This window comes from Kitasatospora sp. NPDC092039, from assembly GCF_044756065.1.
In the GTDB taxonomy this organism is placed as follows: domain Bacteria; phylum Actinomycetota; class Actinomycetes; order Streptomycetales; family Streptomycetaceae; genus Kitasatospora.
Genome location: NZ_JBIVSD010000001.1, coordinates 345,049 through 360,724 on the forward strand (window position 1 = coordinate 345,049; position 15,676 = coordinate 360,724).

Annotated in this window: 9 protein-coding genes; 3 read left to right on the forward strand and 6 right to left on the reverse strand. The window is 76.4% G+C overall.

The genetic code is table 11. The features are described 5' to 3' along the window. Positions 1–266: 266 nt before the first annotated feature. On the reverse strand, positions 267–1,478 hold the full coding sequence (locus ACIQI7_RS01500; RefSeq protein ID WP_401103773.1) for a GNAT family N-acetyltransferase: 1,212 nt from the start codon (positions 1,476–1,478) through the stop codon (positions 267–269). A gap of 88 nt (positions 1,479–1,566) precedes the next feature. Beyond that, a complete protein-coding gene (locus ACIQI7_RS01505; protein ID WP_401103775.1) occupies positions 1,567–6,117 on the reverse strand; it encodes an HAD-IC family P-type ATPase in 4,551 nt (1,516 codons plus the stop codon). A 412-nt stretch (positions 6,118–6,529) separates the two neighbouring features. Between ACIQI7_RS01505 and ACIQI7_RS01510 the strand changes: the two genes are divergently transcribed. From ACIQI7_RS01510 to ACIQI7_RS01520, 3 genes are all read left to right on the forward strand, one after another. Then, entirely contained in the window at positions 6,530–7,162 is a 633-nt protein-coding gene (locus ACIQI7_RS01510) for an HAD-IIIA family hydrolase (protein WP_401103777.1), read from the forward strand. Positions 7,163–7,340: 178 nt separating this feature from the next. Beyond that, positions 7,341–8,189: a hypothetical protein gene (locus tag ACIQI7_RS01515; RefSeq protein WP_401103778.1), complete on the forward strand. Its 849-nt coding sequence runs from the start codon at positions 7,341–7,343 to the stop codon at positions 8,187–8,189. Between the two features lie 205 nt (positions 8,190–8,394). Continuing rightward, positions 8,395–9,837, forward strand: coding sequence for an MFS transporter (locus ACIQI7_RS01520; protein WP_401104522.1), 1,443 nt, complete (start codon positions 8,395–8,397; stop codon positions 9,835–9,837). Between the two features lie 150 nt (positions 9,838–9,987). On the opposite strand, the gene ACIQI7_RS01525 is transcribed toward ACIQI7_RS01520, so the two are convergent. The 4 genes from ACIQI7_RS01525 to malQ all read right to left on the reverse strand — a co-directional run bounded on the left by ACIQI7_RS01525 (position 9,988) and on the right by malQ (position 15,621). Then, positions 9,988–10,929 (reverse strand): aldo/keto reductase family oxidoreductase, encoded by a 942-nt coding sequence (locus tag ACIQI7_RS01525; RefSeq protein WP_401103779.1) that lies wholly within the window; start codon positions 10,927–10,929, stop codon positions 9,988–9,990. Then, positions 10,926–12,419, reverse strand: coding sequence for a GMC family oxidoreductase (locus tag ACIQI7_RS01530; protein WP_401103780.1), 1,494 nt, complete (start codon positions 12,417–12,419; stop codon positions 10,926–10,928). Before ACIQI7_RS01530 ends, ACIQI7_RS01525 begins: the two co-directional genes overlap by 4 nt. Beyond that, a complete protein-coding gene (locus ACIQI7_RS01535; RefSeq protein ID WP_401103782.1) occupies positions 12,416–13,342 on the reverse strand; it encodes an adenosine kinase in 927 nt (308 codons plus the stop codon). The genes ACIQI7_RS01530 and ACIQI7_RS01535 overlap by 4 nt, the downstream gene beginning before the upstream one ends. 146 nt (positions 13,343–13,488) lie before the next feature. Further along, positions 13,489–15,621, reverse strand: a complete 2,133-nt coding sequence (malQ, locus tag ACIQI7_RS01540) for a 4-alpha-glucanotransferase (protein ID WP_401103783.1) — start codon at positions 15,619–15,621, stop codon at positions 13,489–13,491. Positions 15,622–15,676 lie beyond the last annotated feature (55 nt).

A 15,676-nucleotide genomic window follows, 5' to 3' on the forward strand; every position in this document is an offset into this window, starting at 1 on the left:
ATTCCCCCACGTCCCGCACGCCCCCTCACATCTCGTGACCATGTCAATACTCGACGGACACTGTTGCATCGTGCACCCGTACGAACAAAGCCGACCCGCCCACGACACGCCGTGATCTGTCCCACCAGGGCAATCGGCCTGGCCCTCCGGGGCAACGGGCCCGCCCCCGCGGGCGGTTCGGTCTGCCCCGGGAAAGCCGAACGCCGGCCCCGCCCTTTCGAGGGCGGGGCCGGCGTTCGGCGTGATCGCGGTCGGAGACCGCCGGGTCAGAACCAGTGCAGGCAGTGCGGGGCGCGCTCGGCGCGGAACAGGGCGTCGGCGAGGACGGCCGCGCCGGGGCGGTGGGCCCTGATGTGCCCGGCCCGGACGAGCGCGCTCGGGGCGGTGCCGCCGAGGTAGACCGAGCCCAGGTCCCGTACGTCCAGGGAGAGGTCGGGCTCCCGGTCCGTCGGGACGCACGCGGCCTTCCCGTCCCGGACGGTCAGCAGGTACCGGTGGTGCTCGCCGAGGAACGGGTCGTCGACGTCGAGGACCAGCTCGCCGTCCGTGAACCAGCCGCGCGAGGTCAGCGCGCGCGGGACGTCCAGCAGCCGCACCCAGAGCCAGTCGGTCTCCCCGCCCGGCTCTCCGGCCCGGAAGTCCGCGAACTGCCAGCGCAGCGGGTGGTCCGGCGGGCAGTGCCGGAACACGACCCGGGCGACCAGGTCGTGGCCGAGCAGGAACCGGGCCAGGTCGGTGTGGGCGGCGTCGTCGACGGCGACGGTCTCGTCCACCGTCAGGGCGTCGCCGTCCTTCGAGTAGCTCGCGTACCCGTCCGGGGTGCCGTCGGCGTCCCGGTGGACGGCGACGTAGCGCGGCGTCGAGGCGACCGGGACCTGCCCGGCGCCCAGCTCCCACCAGCGGCGCGGCCGGGACAGCGCGCCGGGCTGGGCCCGCCGGTAGCGGTCGTAGACCTGCTCCAGGATCTCCCCGCACGCGGCCCGGGGCAGCACTTCGACCGAACCGCCCGCCGGGGCGGCGGCCGCCCGGGGCGCGGCGAAGGCGGCCTGGTGGCGCTGCACCGTCAGCCGCTGGGTGTACGTCGCCGGACCGTAGCCGAACCGGCCGTAGATCCCGGCCTCCGAGGCCAGCAGCACGGCCAGGAACTCCCCGCGGGCCCGCAGGTCGGCGAGCTGGCGCCGCATCATCGCGGTGAGCACGCCCTGGCGGCGGTGGGTGGGCAGGACGCCGACGGCCGTCACCCCCGGGGCCGGGACGACGACCTGCCCAGGCAGGGTGAGCTCGAAGCTGTACGCGCCGGCGGTGCCGACGGGCCGTCCGTCCGCCGTCACGGCCAGCAGATTGCGGTCCATCTCGGTCGCCGCCCACCAGACCCCGCCGCCGTCCGCGTTCGGGCTCTCCGGGAAGATCCCCAGCGCGGCGTGGAAGGTGTCGACGAAGGCGCCGAGGTCCTGGTCGGTCGTGGAACGGATCTCCATGTGGTGCTGCTGCCTCCCCGCGATGCGGCCACCACCCCGTGTGGCGCCCCCCGAAGTGCAGCGTCGCCGCGCGGGCCGGTCAAGCGAATTACCGCCGCGGCCGCGGCGCTCGGGCCGCGGCCAGGGACCGCGCGAGGGCCGCCCGCGCCAGGCGCTCGGCCCTCGGGAGCAGCGCCGGGGCCGCCACGGCCACGGCGATCGAGGCGGCGACGCCCGCCCAGGCGACCGGGCCGAGCGGGGTGCAGCCGAAGAAGCGGCTGAGGCCCGGGGTCTGCACGACGGACGCGAGGACGGCGGCGGAGCCCAGGACGGTGGCGAGGACCAGCGGGCTGCGCCGGCGCCCGGTCAGGGTCTGGGCCAGCTGGGCGCCGACCACACCGCACAGGGCCATGGTGCTGGTGCGCCGCGCCGAGCCCGGGGTGGCGGTGCCGATGGCCCAGGCGGTGGTCGCGCCGAGCGCGGTCACCACGCCGCGGTGGCGGATCTGGCGGGCGAGCGGGGCGTCCAGCGCCGCGGTGCCCGCACGCGGCCCGCCCTGATCCGCCGCCGGCTCGTCCCGGGGCGTGACGGCCACGGCCATCGCCGGGAACATGTCGGTCAGCAGGTTGACGAGCAGGATCTGCCGGGTGGACATCGGTGCGCGGCCCGAGAGCAGGGTGCCGAACAGGGAGAAGCCGATCTCGCCCGCGTTGCCGCCGATCAGGATGGTGATCGCGTCCGCCACGCTGCGCCACAGCGCCCGGCCCTCGTCGACGGCGGCGGTCAGGACGGTCAGCTCCTCGTCGGTGATCACCAGGTCGGCGGCGTTGCGGGCCGCCGCGGAGCCGCGGGCGGCGATGCCCACTCCGACGTCGGCGGCGCGGATGGCGGCGGCGTCGTTGGCACCGTCCCCCACCATCGCCACCACCCGTCCCGCCTCCCGCAGGGCCTCGACGACCAGCACCTTCTGCTCCGGTGCGACCCGGGCGACCACGTCGCAGTCGCGCAGCGCCCGGGCCCGGCCGCCGCGGTCGAGGCCGGCCAGGTCGTCGCCGGTGGCCAGCTCGACGTCCTCGGGCCAGCCCAGCGCGACCGCCACCGCGCGGGCGGTGGCCGGGTGGTCGCCGGTGAGCATGACCGGGCGCACCCCGGCCTCGCGCAGGCCCGCGACGAGTGCGGCGGAGCCGGCGCGCGGGGTGTCGGCGAGGGCGACGAAGCCGGCCGGCTCCAGATCGCCGAGCGGACGGTCGAGCGCCTCGTCGTCGTCCTCGGCGCCGGTCAGCGGCCGGGTGGCGACGGCGAGCACCCGCAGCCCGTCCGCCGCCAGGGCGGCCACCACGTCGTTCTCCGCCTCGCCCGTCCCGGCGCAGGCCGGCAGGACGCTCTCCGGCGCGCCCTTCACCACCAGCACCCGGCGGCCGTCCTCCTCGGTGCCGGTCGCGGCGGCGTAGCCCCGGCTCGCCTCGAACGGCAGCACCTTGCCGGGCGTCCAGCGCAGGTCGGCGGGGGCGGCGGCGAGGACCGCCTCGTCGGTGGAGTGGGCGTGCACCGCCGAGTCGTCCTCGGCGGGCGGACAGGCGCGGGCCGCGGTCCGCAGGACGGGCACCGCGGCCGGGTCGTCGGCCGGCCACCTCGTCCCGTCGGCGGCGGCGACGCGGGCCACCCGCAGCCGGTTCTCCGTCAGGGTGCCGGTCTTGTCGAAGCAGACGGTGTCCATCCGGCCGAGCGCCTCCAGCGCGCGCGGGGCGCGGACCAGGACGCCCTGCCGACTGAGCCGTCGGGCGGCGGCCAGCTGGGCGACGGTGGCCACCAGCGGCAGCCCCTCCGGTACGGCGGCGACGGCGACGGCCAGCCCGCCGCGGACGGCCTCGCGCACCGGGCGCCCGCGCAGGACGGCCAGCGCGGCCACTCCCGCCCCGCCGGCCAGGGTGAACGGCAGGCTGCGGCCGGTGAGTTCGCGCAGCCTGGCCTGGACGCCCCCGGCGGGCGGGGTGCGCGCGGCGAGATGCGCGGCCCGCCCGGCCTCGGTGTGGTCGCCGGTGCCGACGACCACGGCCCGGGCGTGCCCGGCGACGACGGTCGTGCCCTCGAAGACCATGCACCGGCGGTCGGCGACGGCCGCGGCGTCGGGGGTGGCGTCCGACTGCTTCGCGGTGGGCAGGGACTCGCCGGTCAGCGAGGACTCGTCGACCTCCAGGTCCTCGACGTCGAGCAGCCGGGCGTCGGCGGGCACCACGTCCCCGGTGTTCAGCTCGATCACCTGGCCGGGCGCCAGGTCCTCGGACCCGACCGTGCGGGTCCGCTCCCCCTCGACCACGTCGACCGTCCGGTGCTGCGTCATCTCCAGTGCCGCCAGGGCGCGTTCGGCCCTCACCCGCTGCGCGGTGCCGATCAGCGCGTTCATCGCCAGGGCGCCGACGACCAGCAGCGCGTCCACCGGCGAGCCCAGCAGCGCGGAGGCCGCCGCGCCGACCAGCAGCACCGGGGTCAGCGGGTCGTCGAGTTCGGAGCGCAGCGCGCCGGCCGTCCGGGCCGCCTCGCGCACGGGGGCCAGGGCCGGAGCCCGCCGGGCCCGCCGGGCGAGGTCCGACCACGCCTGCGCGGCGCCCGGGCGGCGCGCCGAGCGCCGGACGGCGGTGAGCCGGGCCAGCGCCGCCTTCGGGGCGAGCGCGTGCCACGGGACGCGCGGCGGCGGGTGCGGGGGCCGGCGGGCGCCGACCCGCAGGGCCGCCCGCCAGCCCGAGACGAGGGCGGCCGCGGTCGCGAGGTTGACGGGCGAGAGCCGGATGCCGACGGGGAGGGTGCCGCCGGGCCGCCTGCCCCGGGTGACGACCAGGAGCCCGGACAGCACGGCACCGGCCTCGGCCAGCGTCCTGGCGTGCCGGGCCACCGTACGGGCGGCGGGGATCGCGGCCAGCAGCCGCCAGACCGGCTCCAGCCCGCCCGTCAGCAGGAGGTCGGCGCCCCACACCACGGCGCCGCCCTGGTCGGCGACCGCCACCGCGAGGTCGCCGCGCAGCAGTCCGGCCAGCAGTTCCCTGGAGCTCTCCGTCAACTCCCTTCCCTCAACGGCGGGAACGCGGGCGAGGGTGAGCACCACCCGTCCGTCGCGCTGGAGTTGTCGCACCGCATCGGCCAACGACCTTTCCGGACCGATCAGTTGGTCGGCCAGCGAACCGAATTCGCCGAGCGATCCGTCATCGACCACCAGGACGCGCAGTCCGGCCCGCCGGGCGGCGTCGAGCGCAGCCTCGGCGAGCGGGGCGATCGCCCGGCCGACCAGGACGGTGCCGACGGCCCGTCCCTGGTCGGCCGCGACCATCAGGCCGGTCCCGGCGTCCGCGTCCTGCGCCAACTGGTCCGCCACCGGGGTGAGTTCGAGTGGGGCTTCGGCTCCGGCCGACTGGTCCAGCGCCGCGGTGGCGGCCTGCCACAGCCGGTCGTGGTCCCAGTCGGACACGTTCGGGTCGACCGCCAGGACGGTCCTCTCCTCGCCGCGCAGCGCGTCGGGGTGCAGGACCACGGTGTCGACGAGTTCGAGCCGGCGCAGCCGGTCGAGGTTGCGGACCAGTACGCCCTCGCGGGCGAGCGCGGTGCCCAGCGCGGTGCTGAAGGCGGTCGGGCCGTAGCGCGCGGCCTTGGGGTTCCCGGCCACCAGGCCCTCGGCGGCCTCCGCCATGCTGCGGGTGAACAGCAGGGCGGCGGCCGCGCCGAGCAGGGTGCCGCCCACCGCCTTGTCCGCGTACTCCTCGTTCGGCAGCGGGCGCAGCGCCGGCCGGGCGACGGCCCGTCCCGACACGCTCGGCCGGCCGGGCGCGCAGAGTCTGTCGTGCGCGGTGTCGAAGGCGGCGGCCTCGGCGATCGTCTCCAGCAGCCGTCCCGTCCGCAGCACCGCGTCGAGGGCCACGGCGGCGGGCGCCCGTCCGACGCCGTTCGCGGCCGCGCCGGCCGCCGCCAGCACCAGCTCCGAGCCGGTCTCACCGAGTCGGCGGCGCACCAGTGCGCGGACCTGCGGGTCCTCGCGGACCAGGGCGGTCGCCGCGACGGCCAGCCGGGCCGCGGCCGGCAGCCGGACCGCCCGGGTGCCGACCGCCGCCGCCAGGCCCACCGCGTCGCAGCCCAGGGCGATCGCCTGAACCCGCACACGGCCGGCGCGGCCCGGGTGCGAGGACTCCAGCACCGCGTCGACGTCCGGTTCCAGGCGCTGGCCGGCGGCGAGTTCGCCGGCGCGGTCCGCTACCCGCTCGGCCACCGCGTCCTGGGTCAGTTGCACCACCAGCCGGGCCAGCCCGCCGTCCCAGTAGGCGGCGACCACGTCCGGGCGCTTCGCCAGCCCCAGGGCCACCCGCCGGGCCGCGCCCTCCACGTCCCGCACCCGGGCCGTCGCCGGGCGCAGCGGGACCTGGATCCGGCTGCCCGCCTGCCAGTAGCCCCGGCCCGCCGCGGCGGCGTTCTCGGCCACCCGGACCACCCGCCGGGCCGTGGCGGTCGCGGAGAGCGCGGTGCGGGCGCCGGTGCGGACCCCGGCCTCGGCCGTCGCCGCCGTCAGCCGGACGGCGGAGCGGGCGGTCGGCAGCGCCGCGCGGGCGGCCGCCACCGGCGCGGCCAGGGCCAGGCCGAGGCCGGCCGCCGACATGCGGGTCGCGAAGCGCAGGACCATCGCTCGGCTCCAGGGGCGGGTCAGGTGCCCGGTACCCGGCCCGCGCCGGGTACCGCGTGCACCTTCTCGGGCGGCGCGGGGGCGGGCGGCGGGGTCTCGGGGGTCGAGGGTGCGGGCGGGGTCTCGGGGGTCGAGGGTGCGGGCGGGTTCTCGGGCGGCGGGCTCTCGGACGACGCGGGTGCGGGCGGGTTCATGGTCGTTCCCGATCGATCTCGTCGGTGGCGCGGACCGGCGCGCCGACTGCCGACCCGTCCCTGCTACCCGGGCGTCTGCCCGGCTGCACGGGGTCAAACGGCGTACCGGAGACATGCTCGACCCGACCCCGGCCCGGCCCCTGGGCTCCCGCCCGGCCCTGCGGTCCGGCCCCGGTACGGCCTGTTTGGCCTTCCCGCCGACGGCAACCCGCAGCGTCATGGCGTACCTCGGAGAACCCGTACCGACCGTTCCCCAGCCCTGGCCGTCCGGCCCCTGCGACCGGTCCGGCCCCTGGCTCACCACCGCGCCCGGCCCCGCGGACCGGACCCGGGCGGTGCTGTTCGGCCGCGACGGCACCCTCCTGCAGGACGTCTCCTGCAACGGCGATCCCGCCATGGTCCATCCGACGGCGGGCATCCGCGCCGCCCTCGCGGCCCTGCGCGCGGCCGGCTTCGCGCTCGGCGTGCTGAGCAACCAGCCGGCCGTGGCGCGGGGGATGCTCGGCCGCGGCCAGGTCGACGCCATCCAGGCCCGGGCCGAACTGCTGCTGGGACCGGTGGACGTGTGGGCGGTCTGCCCGCACGGCTCGCACGACGGCTGCGCCTGCCGCATGCCCGCCCCCGGCCTCGTGACGGCCGCCTGCCGGGCCCTCGGCCTGCCGCCCGCGCATGTCACCGTGATCGGCTGCACCGACTCCGTGATCGCCGCGGCGCTGGCCGCCGGCGCGCACGCGATCCGGGTCCGCGAGGCCGGCCGGCCGCCGCACCCGGCGTGCCCGCCCTGCACCCTGACCGCCTGCCCGTCCGCCGAGGACCCGGCCGAGGCCGCCGCCCTGCTGCTGCGGCGCTGACCGGTGACGGGACTGCTGGTGACGGGACTGCCGGGAACGTGGCTGCCAGTGACGGGCCCCCGGGAACGTGGCTGCCGGTGACGGGTTCGGCCGCCGCCCGGCCGGTGTGAGGGGCCGCACGGCGGAAAGACGCCTCACCGGGCCCGGTCCGCCGGCCCGGACACGAACGGAGGACAGCATGAACGGCGAACGGCACGAACGACCACTGCACGACATGGGGGGCGCGATCGGCCCGGCGGACACCGCCGGGACGGAGCGGGACGAGGAGAGGACCGAGGGCCCGGGGCGCCGGCCGTCGCCGATCGGCAAGGGCGGGACGCCCAACGTCGCGGGAAGTGACGTGCAGCAGCCGGAGATCGCCGAAGGCCCGGTACCCGGCGTCCAGCCCGACGAGGAGTACGGCGGCCCGCAGCGCTCCCCCACGGGCAGCGCGGAGCCCCCGGACGGCCCCGCCCAGAGCACCGCGGCCGCCGGAGCCCCGGAGTCCACCGAAGCGGTGGAACCGCTGGAGGAGCCGGAGGAGCCCGAGCGGGGCCGGCACGACCCCGGCGCCGAACCGGAGGACGAGGGCATCCCCGACCTCCAGGACGGCTCCCCCGCCCGGACGTGGTCGCAGGACCCGCAGGTCCAGCCCGTCCCCGGTGACGCGCCGGTGGCCGCCGAGTCCTTCGGCACCACCGGGGCCGAGCAGGCCGAGGGCGAGTCGCTCGACGCCCGGCTCGCCCAGGAGGAACCCGAGACCGACGAACGGACGGCCGTGGCCGGCGAGCCCGAACAGGCCGCCGGACGCCTCGACCCGCCCGACCCGCACAGCGATCTGCGGGCCGACGCGACCGGCGACACCGCGGGCCTGTCGGCCGAGGAGGAGGCCGTACGGATCCGCTCCGACGGCGGAGCCGAACCCGGGGCCACCGGGGCGGGCCCGTACCGGCGGCCCGACGAGGAACCGGGCATCGAGGCACCGGAGTCGGTCGAGGGTGTCACCGGCGACGAGGACGCCGAGGGCGACCGCCCGCCGCGGACCTGACCGCCGACGTCCCCGGGCAGCGGCCGGGAGCCGGGGCCACCGGCTCCCGGCCGCTGCACCGGCGTGACCCGCACGGAAACGGGCAGACGCGGTCCGTCAACGAGCCCCGAGGGGGAAGGAGTCCGCCGTGGTCGATCCGGCGAAGGCGAAGACGAAGACGTTACGGTCCGCACGGGAAGGCGAGCCGGGGGAGGTCGAGCCGGGAGTGGTCGCCACCGACGTCCCCGCCCGCCTGGACCGGCTGCCCTGGTCGCACTGGCACTGGCGGATCGTCATCGGCCTGGGCACGGTGTGGATCCTCGACGGCCTGGAAGTGACCATCGTCGGCAACATGGCCGGTCGGCTGGCCCAGCAGGGCAGCGGCATCGCCATCAGCACCGCCGAGGTCACCACCGTGGCCGCCGCGCTCTACGTGGCGGGCGCCTGCGCCGGCGCCCTCTTCTTCGGGCGGCTGACCGACCGGCTGGGACGCAAGAAGCTCTTCATGCTCACCCTGGCCGTCTACCTGGCCGCCACCGCCGTCACCGCGCTCTCCTGGACCGCCTGGTTCTTCTTCCTCTGCCGCTTCCTCACCGGGTTCGGCATCGGAGGCGAGTACGCGGCGATCAACTCCGCCATCGACGAACTGATCCCCGCCCGGGTGCGCGGCCGGATCGACCTGATCATCAACGGCAGCTTCTGGATCGGCGCGGCCCTGGGCGCGTTCGCGTCGATCGCCCTGCTGGACACCTCCTTCCTCGCCACCGACGTCGGCTGGCGGCTGGCCTTCGGCATCGGCGTCGTCCTCGGCCTGGTGATCCTGCTGGTCCGCCGCCACGTCCCGGAGAGCCCGCGCTGGCTGTTCACCCGCGGGCGGGCCCAGGAAGCCGAGGAGATCGTGGCCCAGGCCGAGCGGACGGTGGAACGGCAGACCGGCCGGAAGCTGCCGCCCGTCGACGAGGAACCCGTCCTCATCCGCCCACGCGCCCCCCTGAGCTTCCTCACGATCGCCCGTACCGTGGTCAGCCGCTACCCCCGGCGCACCGTGCTCGGGCTCGCGCTGTTCATCGGCCAGGCCTTCCTCTACAACGCGGTGACCTTCGGTTACGCCACCGTCCTCACCACCTTCTTCGCCGTCCCCGAGGGCGACACCGGCTACTACTTCGCCGTGATCGCCGTCGGCAACTTCCTCGGCCCCCTCCTCCTCGGCCACCTCTTCGACAGCGTCGGCCGCAAACCGATGATCGCCGGGAGCTACATCGGCTCCGGCGTGCTGCTGTTCGGCACCGCCTACCTCTTCCAGCGGGGCTCGCTCTCCGCCGACACCATGACCGCCTGCTGGACGATCGTGCTGTTCCTCGCCTCGGCCGGCGCGAGCGCGGCGTACCTGACCGTGAGCGAGATCTTCCCGCTGGAGACCCGCGCCCTGTGCATCGCCTTCTTCTACGCGGTCGGCACCGCCGTCGGCGGGATCAGCGGCCCGCTGCTCTTCAACGGCCTGGTCAGCAGCGGCAAGGCCGCCGACACCACCCTCGCCTTCTGCATCGGCGCCGCACTGATGACGGCCGCGGGCCTCGTCGAAGCCGCCATCGGCGTCAAGGCCGAACGCCGCAGCCTGGAATCCCTCGCCACCCCGCTCAGCGCCGTCCGCGACGACGCCCGACAGTGAGGACGTCCGAGCGGTTCCCGGGCAGGTCCGACCCGACGCCCGGCTGATCCCCTCCGCCCCGCTCCGCTTCGCTGCGGCAGCGGGGCGCCGGACGGGACGGTCGAGCCCCGGCCCGCCGGTGGGGCGGCGGGCCGGGCCGTCGGTGCGGGATCAGGGCAGCGGGGCGCCGCGGGCGCTGATCCACAGTTCGTACCACTCCTCGTGGGTGAGCCCTGGTTCGCGCAGCACGGCGTCACGGCAGGCCGCGATGCGTGCGGGCCGGGTGGTCCCGATGACCGGTGCGATGCCGGCCGGGTGGCGCTGGAGCCACCAGAGGACGATCGTCTCCGGCGTCGTGCCCTTGCGCTCGGCGAGGGCACGGACGAGATCGCCGGTCGGCGTCGGGCTGCCGCTGGTGAAGCGGCCCCGGGCCAGGGCGCCCCAGGCCTGGAGGCCGATCCCGTTGGCGGCGCAGTACTCGACCGTTCCGTGCGGGAAGCCGTTCCCGGCGGAGGCCGCGGTGTTGACCAGGACGCCGTCCTCGACCCAGGCACGGTGGCCCAGGCTCATCTCCAGCTGGTTGACGACCAGGGGGACGTCGAGCCGCTCCCGGAGCCGGGCGATCTGCGCGGCGCTCATGTTCGACACGCCGAAGCGCCGCACCAGGCCCTGCCGGTGCAGGGAGCCGAGGGCCCCGGCGATCTCCTCGGGACGGGCCAGCGGATCGGGCCGGTGGAGCAGCAGCACGTCGAGCGTGTCGGTGCGCAGCCGGGCGAGGCTCTCCTCCACCCGCCGTACGATGGTCGGCCCCCGGAGGTCGTACAGGCCGGGCCGCTCCCCGTCGGGGAGCCGGATGCCGCACTTGCTCTGCAGGGTGATGCGCGCCCGCAGTCCGGGGGACGCGGCCAGCAGCTCGCCGAAGACCGCTTCGGACTTGCCGCGCCGGTAGATGTCGGCGTGGTCGAACGCGGTGATCCCGGCGTCCAGCGCGGCTCCCACCGCGGCCTCGGCGTGGCCGACGTCCGCCGCGGTGTACGCGCTGTCGTCCCAGCTGCCACCCAGTCCCATGCACCCGTACAGTGCCCGGCCGGTGCCGGCGGGCGGCCCCGTCATGCCGCCTCCCGGACGAGGTCCGCCAGCATCTCCGCGACGGCGAGCACCGGCAGTTGGGTGTTGGCCGCCGGAACGGTCGGCAGGATGGAGGCGTCGACGACCCGCAGGTTCGACACGCCCCGGACCCGCCCCTCGCCGTCGACCACCGCGCGGGGGTCGTCGGGGGCGCCCATGGCGCAGGTCCCCACGGGATGCCAGTAGGTGCCGACGCGGGCGCGGAGCTCCCGGTCGGACAGGTCACGGGCCCGGGGGCCCCGGGCGGGACCGGCGAGCGGCGCCAGCGCCGCCGTCGCGGCCATCCGTTCGACGAGCTCCAGGCCCGAGCGGAGGACGGCGAGGTCTCGGCCGCCCCCGTCGGAGAGGAAGCCAGGGTCGATCTCCGGCGCCGCCGTGTGGTCGGCGGAGACCAGCCGTACGGTGCCCCGGGAGGCCGGCTTCATCACGAAGGCGGAGATGCCCGCCTCGTACTGGCCCCGCGGGAGTCCGCCGAACAGCGGTGGCCCGGCCACGGGCAGGAGGTGGAGGTCCCAGGACCCCTCCGGGCAGAGTCCGCTGGCCGCTCTGACCAGCATCCTGCTGACGTACAGGTCACCGGTGGCCTCCTTCTCGGCGAGCGCCGCGTTCAGCTCGTCCGTGGGGGCCAGCGGCACGAACACGCCGGGCTGGTCGACGAGGTTCGACCCGACCCCGGGCAGGTCGACCTGGGGGCGGACGCCGACTTCCAGGAGGTGGGCCGCGGGGCCGATTCCGCTGCGCATCAGCACGGCGGGCGAGCCGAAGCTGCCGCAGGCCAGCAGGTAGCCGTCGGCGTGCAGCGTCTCGCGCCGACCGTCCACCTCGATCGACACTCCCCGGACGCGTCCGTCGCGCACGTCCAGCCGGTCCACCGCGGCGTCCGCGAGGACGGTGAGGTTGGGTCGGGAGCGCGCGGCTTCCAGATAGGCGAAGGCCGCGTTGTGGCGGACGCCGTCGAAGGCGTTGAGCAACGGGGTGCCGTAGCCGGGCCCGCCGGGGGTGCCCATGTCCACCTCCCGGAAGCCGAGCTCGGCGGCGGCCGCGAGGGCGGACCGGCTCCACCACGAGAACTCGTGCTCCGGTGCGCGGCGCAGGCCCATCCGTTCCACCGCCGCGAGACGGTACGGCTCCATCGCCGGAGCCGTCCAGCGTGGGCCTCCGAGCCGGGCCCACTCCGCGTGGTCGGCCTCGGACCCCCAGGTGTTCCAGCAGCCGTTGATGCACGACGAGCCACCGAGCAGGCGGGCACGGATGCGGTGGGCCGGCGCGTGGCGCTCCCACACCTCCTCGCGCGGCAGCGCGCGGGCGTTCAGCACCCCCGTCGGCCACCCCGACCGCTCGCGGCCGAAGTCCGGTCCGGCCTCCACCACGCACACGGTGCGGTCCGGGTCCTCGCTCAACCGGGCCGCCAGCACACAGCCGGCCACACCGCCGCCGAGGACGAGCACGTCGTAGCCGGCCGACCGGCCCGTCACGCGTCTCCTCCCGCCGCCGGCGCGTCCGGTTCGGCGACGCGGGCGAGGAGTTCCTCGCGGCCGATGGAGTCGGTGCCGGTCGCCGGCACGGTGCAGGCGAACGCCCCGGCGACCGCGCCGTAACGGGCGCACCGGGCGACCGGTTCGCCGGCCAGCCAGCCGAACAGGAAGCCCGACGCGAAGGCGTCGCCGGCGCCGTTGGAGTCGACCACCGGGGCGGGCGGCGGGACGACGGGAACGTGGGTGATCTCTCCGTCGGACAGCAGGTACGCGCCTTCGGCGCCGGCCGTGGCGACGACCACCCGGGCGCGGCCCCGTTCGACGATCCGCCGCATGGTCCGCTCCGGGTCCGCGAGGGCGGTGGTGGAGAGGAAGACGATGTCGGCCCCGTACGCGAACGGCTCGTGGTAGGCGTTGGCGCCGTCCCAGTTGTGCAGGTCGGTGGAGACGGTCACGCCGGCCTCGCGGAGCTGCGGCAGCGCGAACGCGCAGGGGTAGGTGATCGACACGTGGGCGTGACGGCTCACCGAGGCCAGTGCCCGGACGGTCTCCTCGGGCAGCCGGTCCGCCTCGTCCGAGCGGGTGTCGTCGTAGAGCGACAGGCGTCGCCCGTCGGGGCCGACCAGGTTGACGGCGCGCTTGGTGCCGCCGGGCAGCGGGACCTCGGTCAGGGGGACGCCCCGGTCGCGGTGCAGCGCCCGGACCAGGTCGCCGGGGTGGTCGGCCCCGATCATGTCCAGGTGGTGGACGCGCAGGCCCAGCGCGCTCAGTCCGAGCGCGACGAAGTCGCCGGTCTGGCCCGCCCGCATCTCCACCCTCGGCACCATGTAGCTGTCGGCGAAGGGCAGCGGAAGCTCGGGCACGTACACGATCGTGTCGACGCCGGCGCCTCCCAGGACGAGGACGTCTGTCTCAGTGTTCATCGGTGTTCCTCTCGGGCCCGGGCCCCCGACGGCGGTGACCGGGCCCCGCTCGACTCGGCCCACTCGGCTGACCCGTCGTCAACTGGCGGTGCTGAGGAGGGAGTCAAGCAGGCGCGGCCCGCCATGGCAAGGCGTTGCTGAACCTTTCAGAAATCTTTTGCAGAAGGCTGCGGCACTCCGCCTTCCCGCGGTACCGCGTCGGCGGACCACCGGTCGGGAAGGTCCCGGTAGAGCTCGGCGACGACCCGGGGGCCCGGCCGCACGGCCAGCTCCTCCAGGGTCACCGCGCGGCCCTGCGGATCGGCGATCGGCAGCCGCCAGTTGGGGTACTCGTCGACCGTGCCGGGCAGGTTCTGCGGACGGCGGTCCCCGACGGTGTCGGGCAGCCAGACGCCGAGCAGCTTCGCCGGGGTGAGCGCCAGGAACCGGTGCAGACCGAGCGCCTCCCGGCCCGGCACGCCCTCGGTTCGCGGCCCGAGGGCGCCGACCCGCTCCAACTCCCCGAGCCAGCCGTCCCGTTCGGCCTCCGCGGCGGCCGCGACCATTTCCACCGGTTCGGCGAGCAGGCCGAGCTTCTCGTGCAGCTCCACGTGCTCGCCGTCGAGCCAGGCGGCGGTGCTGGGCAGGTCGTGCGTGGTCAGGGTGGCGAGGCAGTCACTGCGCCACCCCTCGGGCGGCAGCGGCCCCGAGCGCTGTTCCGATCCGCCGAGGTACTCGAAGCGGAGCACCGAGGTCCCGAGGATCCCCCGGTCGGCCAGCTCCTCCCGGACCCCCTGCTCGACCGTGCCCAGGTCCTCTCCGATCACCATGCTGCCGGCCCGGTGCGCCTCCAGGGCGAGCACCCCGAGCATCGCCTCGTGGTCGTACCGGACGTAGGCACCCTGCGAGGCAGGGGCCCCGGCGGGCACCCACCAGAGGCGGAAGAGGCCCATGATGTGGTCCAGCCGCAGCGCGCCCGACCGCCGCAGCGTCCCGCGCAGCACCTCGGCGAACGGCGCGTAGCCGGCCTCGGCCAGCGTGTCGGGCCGCCAGGGCGGCAGCCCCCAGTCCTGTCCGTGCGGGTTGAAGTCGTCGGCCGGGCAGCCCACCGTCATCCCCTCGGCGAGGTAGTGCTGGAGGCTCCAGGCGTCCGCGCCCTCGGGATCGACGCCGACCGCCAGGTCGTGCATCAGCCCGACGGCCATGCCGGCCCCGGTGGCCGCCCGCTGCGCCTCGCCGAGCTGTTCGTCGACCAGCCAGGCGACCCTGCGGTGGAACTCGACGCGGTCGGCCAGTTCCCGACGGGCCGCGGCGATTCCGGGGCCGTCGGGATCGCGCAGCCCCACAGGCCAGGAGCGCCACCGGGTTCCGTGCACCTCGGCGAGGGCGCACCAGGTCGCGAAGTCGGTCAGCCCGCGCCCCTCGGCCTCGGCGTACTTCCGGTAGGCCGCCTGCCGGACGGGGTCGAGCGGGACCCGGTGCAGGAGCTCCAGGGCCCGGAGCTTGAGGTCGCGGACCGCGACCCGGTCGATCAGCCCACCGGCGAGCACCCGCTCGCGGAGGTCGTCGGCGCGCGCGCTCAGCTCGGCGACCACGGCCCGGCCGACCGGTGACAGGGCCGCGAACTCGGGCAACGCCTCGACCCGCAGGTTCGTCGGGTCCGGGTAGCGCCGGCTGCTGGGCCGGTACGGCGACGGGTCGGGCAGCGGCCCGGGCACGTACGCGTGCAACGGGTTGAGCTGGATGAAGTCGGCCCCGAGACCGCCGGCCCAACGGCCCAGCTCGGCCAGGTCGCCCAGGTCGCCCATGCCCCACGAGCGTCCGGACAGCACCGAGTACAGCTGGACCAGGAATCCCCAGCCCCGCCTGGAGGGGCCCGCCAGCCGGGTGGGTGCGACCAGCAGCGGAACGGCCTCACTGCGGCCGGCCCGCTCGGCGTGCAGGACGTGTCGTCCGACCGGGAGTTCGGCCAGGTCCTTCCCCGGGCCGCGAACCGGGCGGACCACGCCGTCCTCGGTCTCCACCCGGAGTTCGACGCCGGGTGCGACCCGCAGGTCGGTGCGCGGCCGGCCGGAGCGGACCACCACGCTGGGGGGCAGCAGACGCTCGGCCAGGGCGTGCCGGCGCTCGGCCAGCGCCGCCCGCACCGCGCCGTCGGACGCGGCGTCGACGCCCAGGGCGGCGAGCACGGCGCGCAGCGTCTCGGGCGGGGTCTCGATCCGCCGGCCCAGGTCGGTGGTCCAGTGGGTGGCGACGCGGTGCAGTTCGGCCAGGTCGGCCAGGTGACGGTCGGACGGCATCGGTGGGACCTCCGGTCGGTCGGCGGTGGGCGGGTCGTGGACGGCTCGCGCGGCG

What these genes read in the sequence shown, in the direction of transcription:
- ACIQI7_RS01500 (WP_401103773.1), bottom strand. Translation starts at nt 1,478, where the DNA reads ATGGAGATCCGTTCCACGACCGACCAGGACCTCGGCGCCTTCGTCGAC.
- ACIQI7_RS01505 (WP_401103775.1), bottom strand. Translation starts at nt 6,117, where the DNA reads ATGGTCCTGCGCTTCGCGACCCGCATGTCGGCGGCCGGCCTCGGCCTG.
- malQ (WP_401103783.1), bottom strand. Translation starts at nt 15,621, where the DNA reads ATGCCGTCCGACCGTCACCTGGCCGACCTGGCCGAACTGCACCGCGTC.
- ACIQI7_RS01535 (WP_401103782.1), bottom strand. Translation starts at nt 13,342, where the DNA reads ATGAACACTGAGACAGACGTCCTCGTCCTGGGAGGCGCCGGCGTCGAC.
- ACIQI7_RS01515 (WP_401103778.1), top strand. Translation starts at nt 7,341, where the DNA reads ATGAACGGCGAACGGCACGAACGACCACTGCACGACATGGGGGGCGCG.
- ACIQI7_RS01510 (WP_401103777.1), top strand. Translation starts at nt 6,530, where the DNA reads ATGGCGTACCTCGGAGAACCCGTACCGACCGTTCCCCAGCCCTGGCCG.
- ACIQI7_RS01525 (WP_401103779.1), bottom strand. Translation starts at nt 10,929, where the DNA reads ATGACGGGGCCGCCCGCCGGCACCGGCCGGGCACTGTACGGGTGCATG.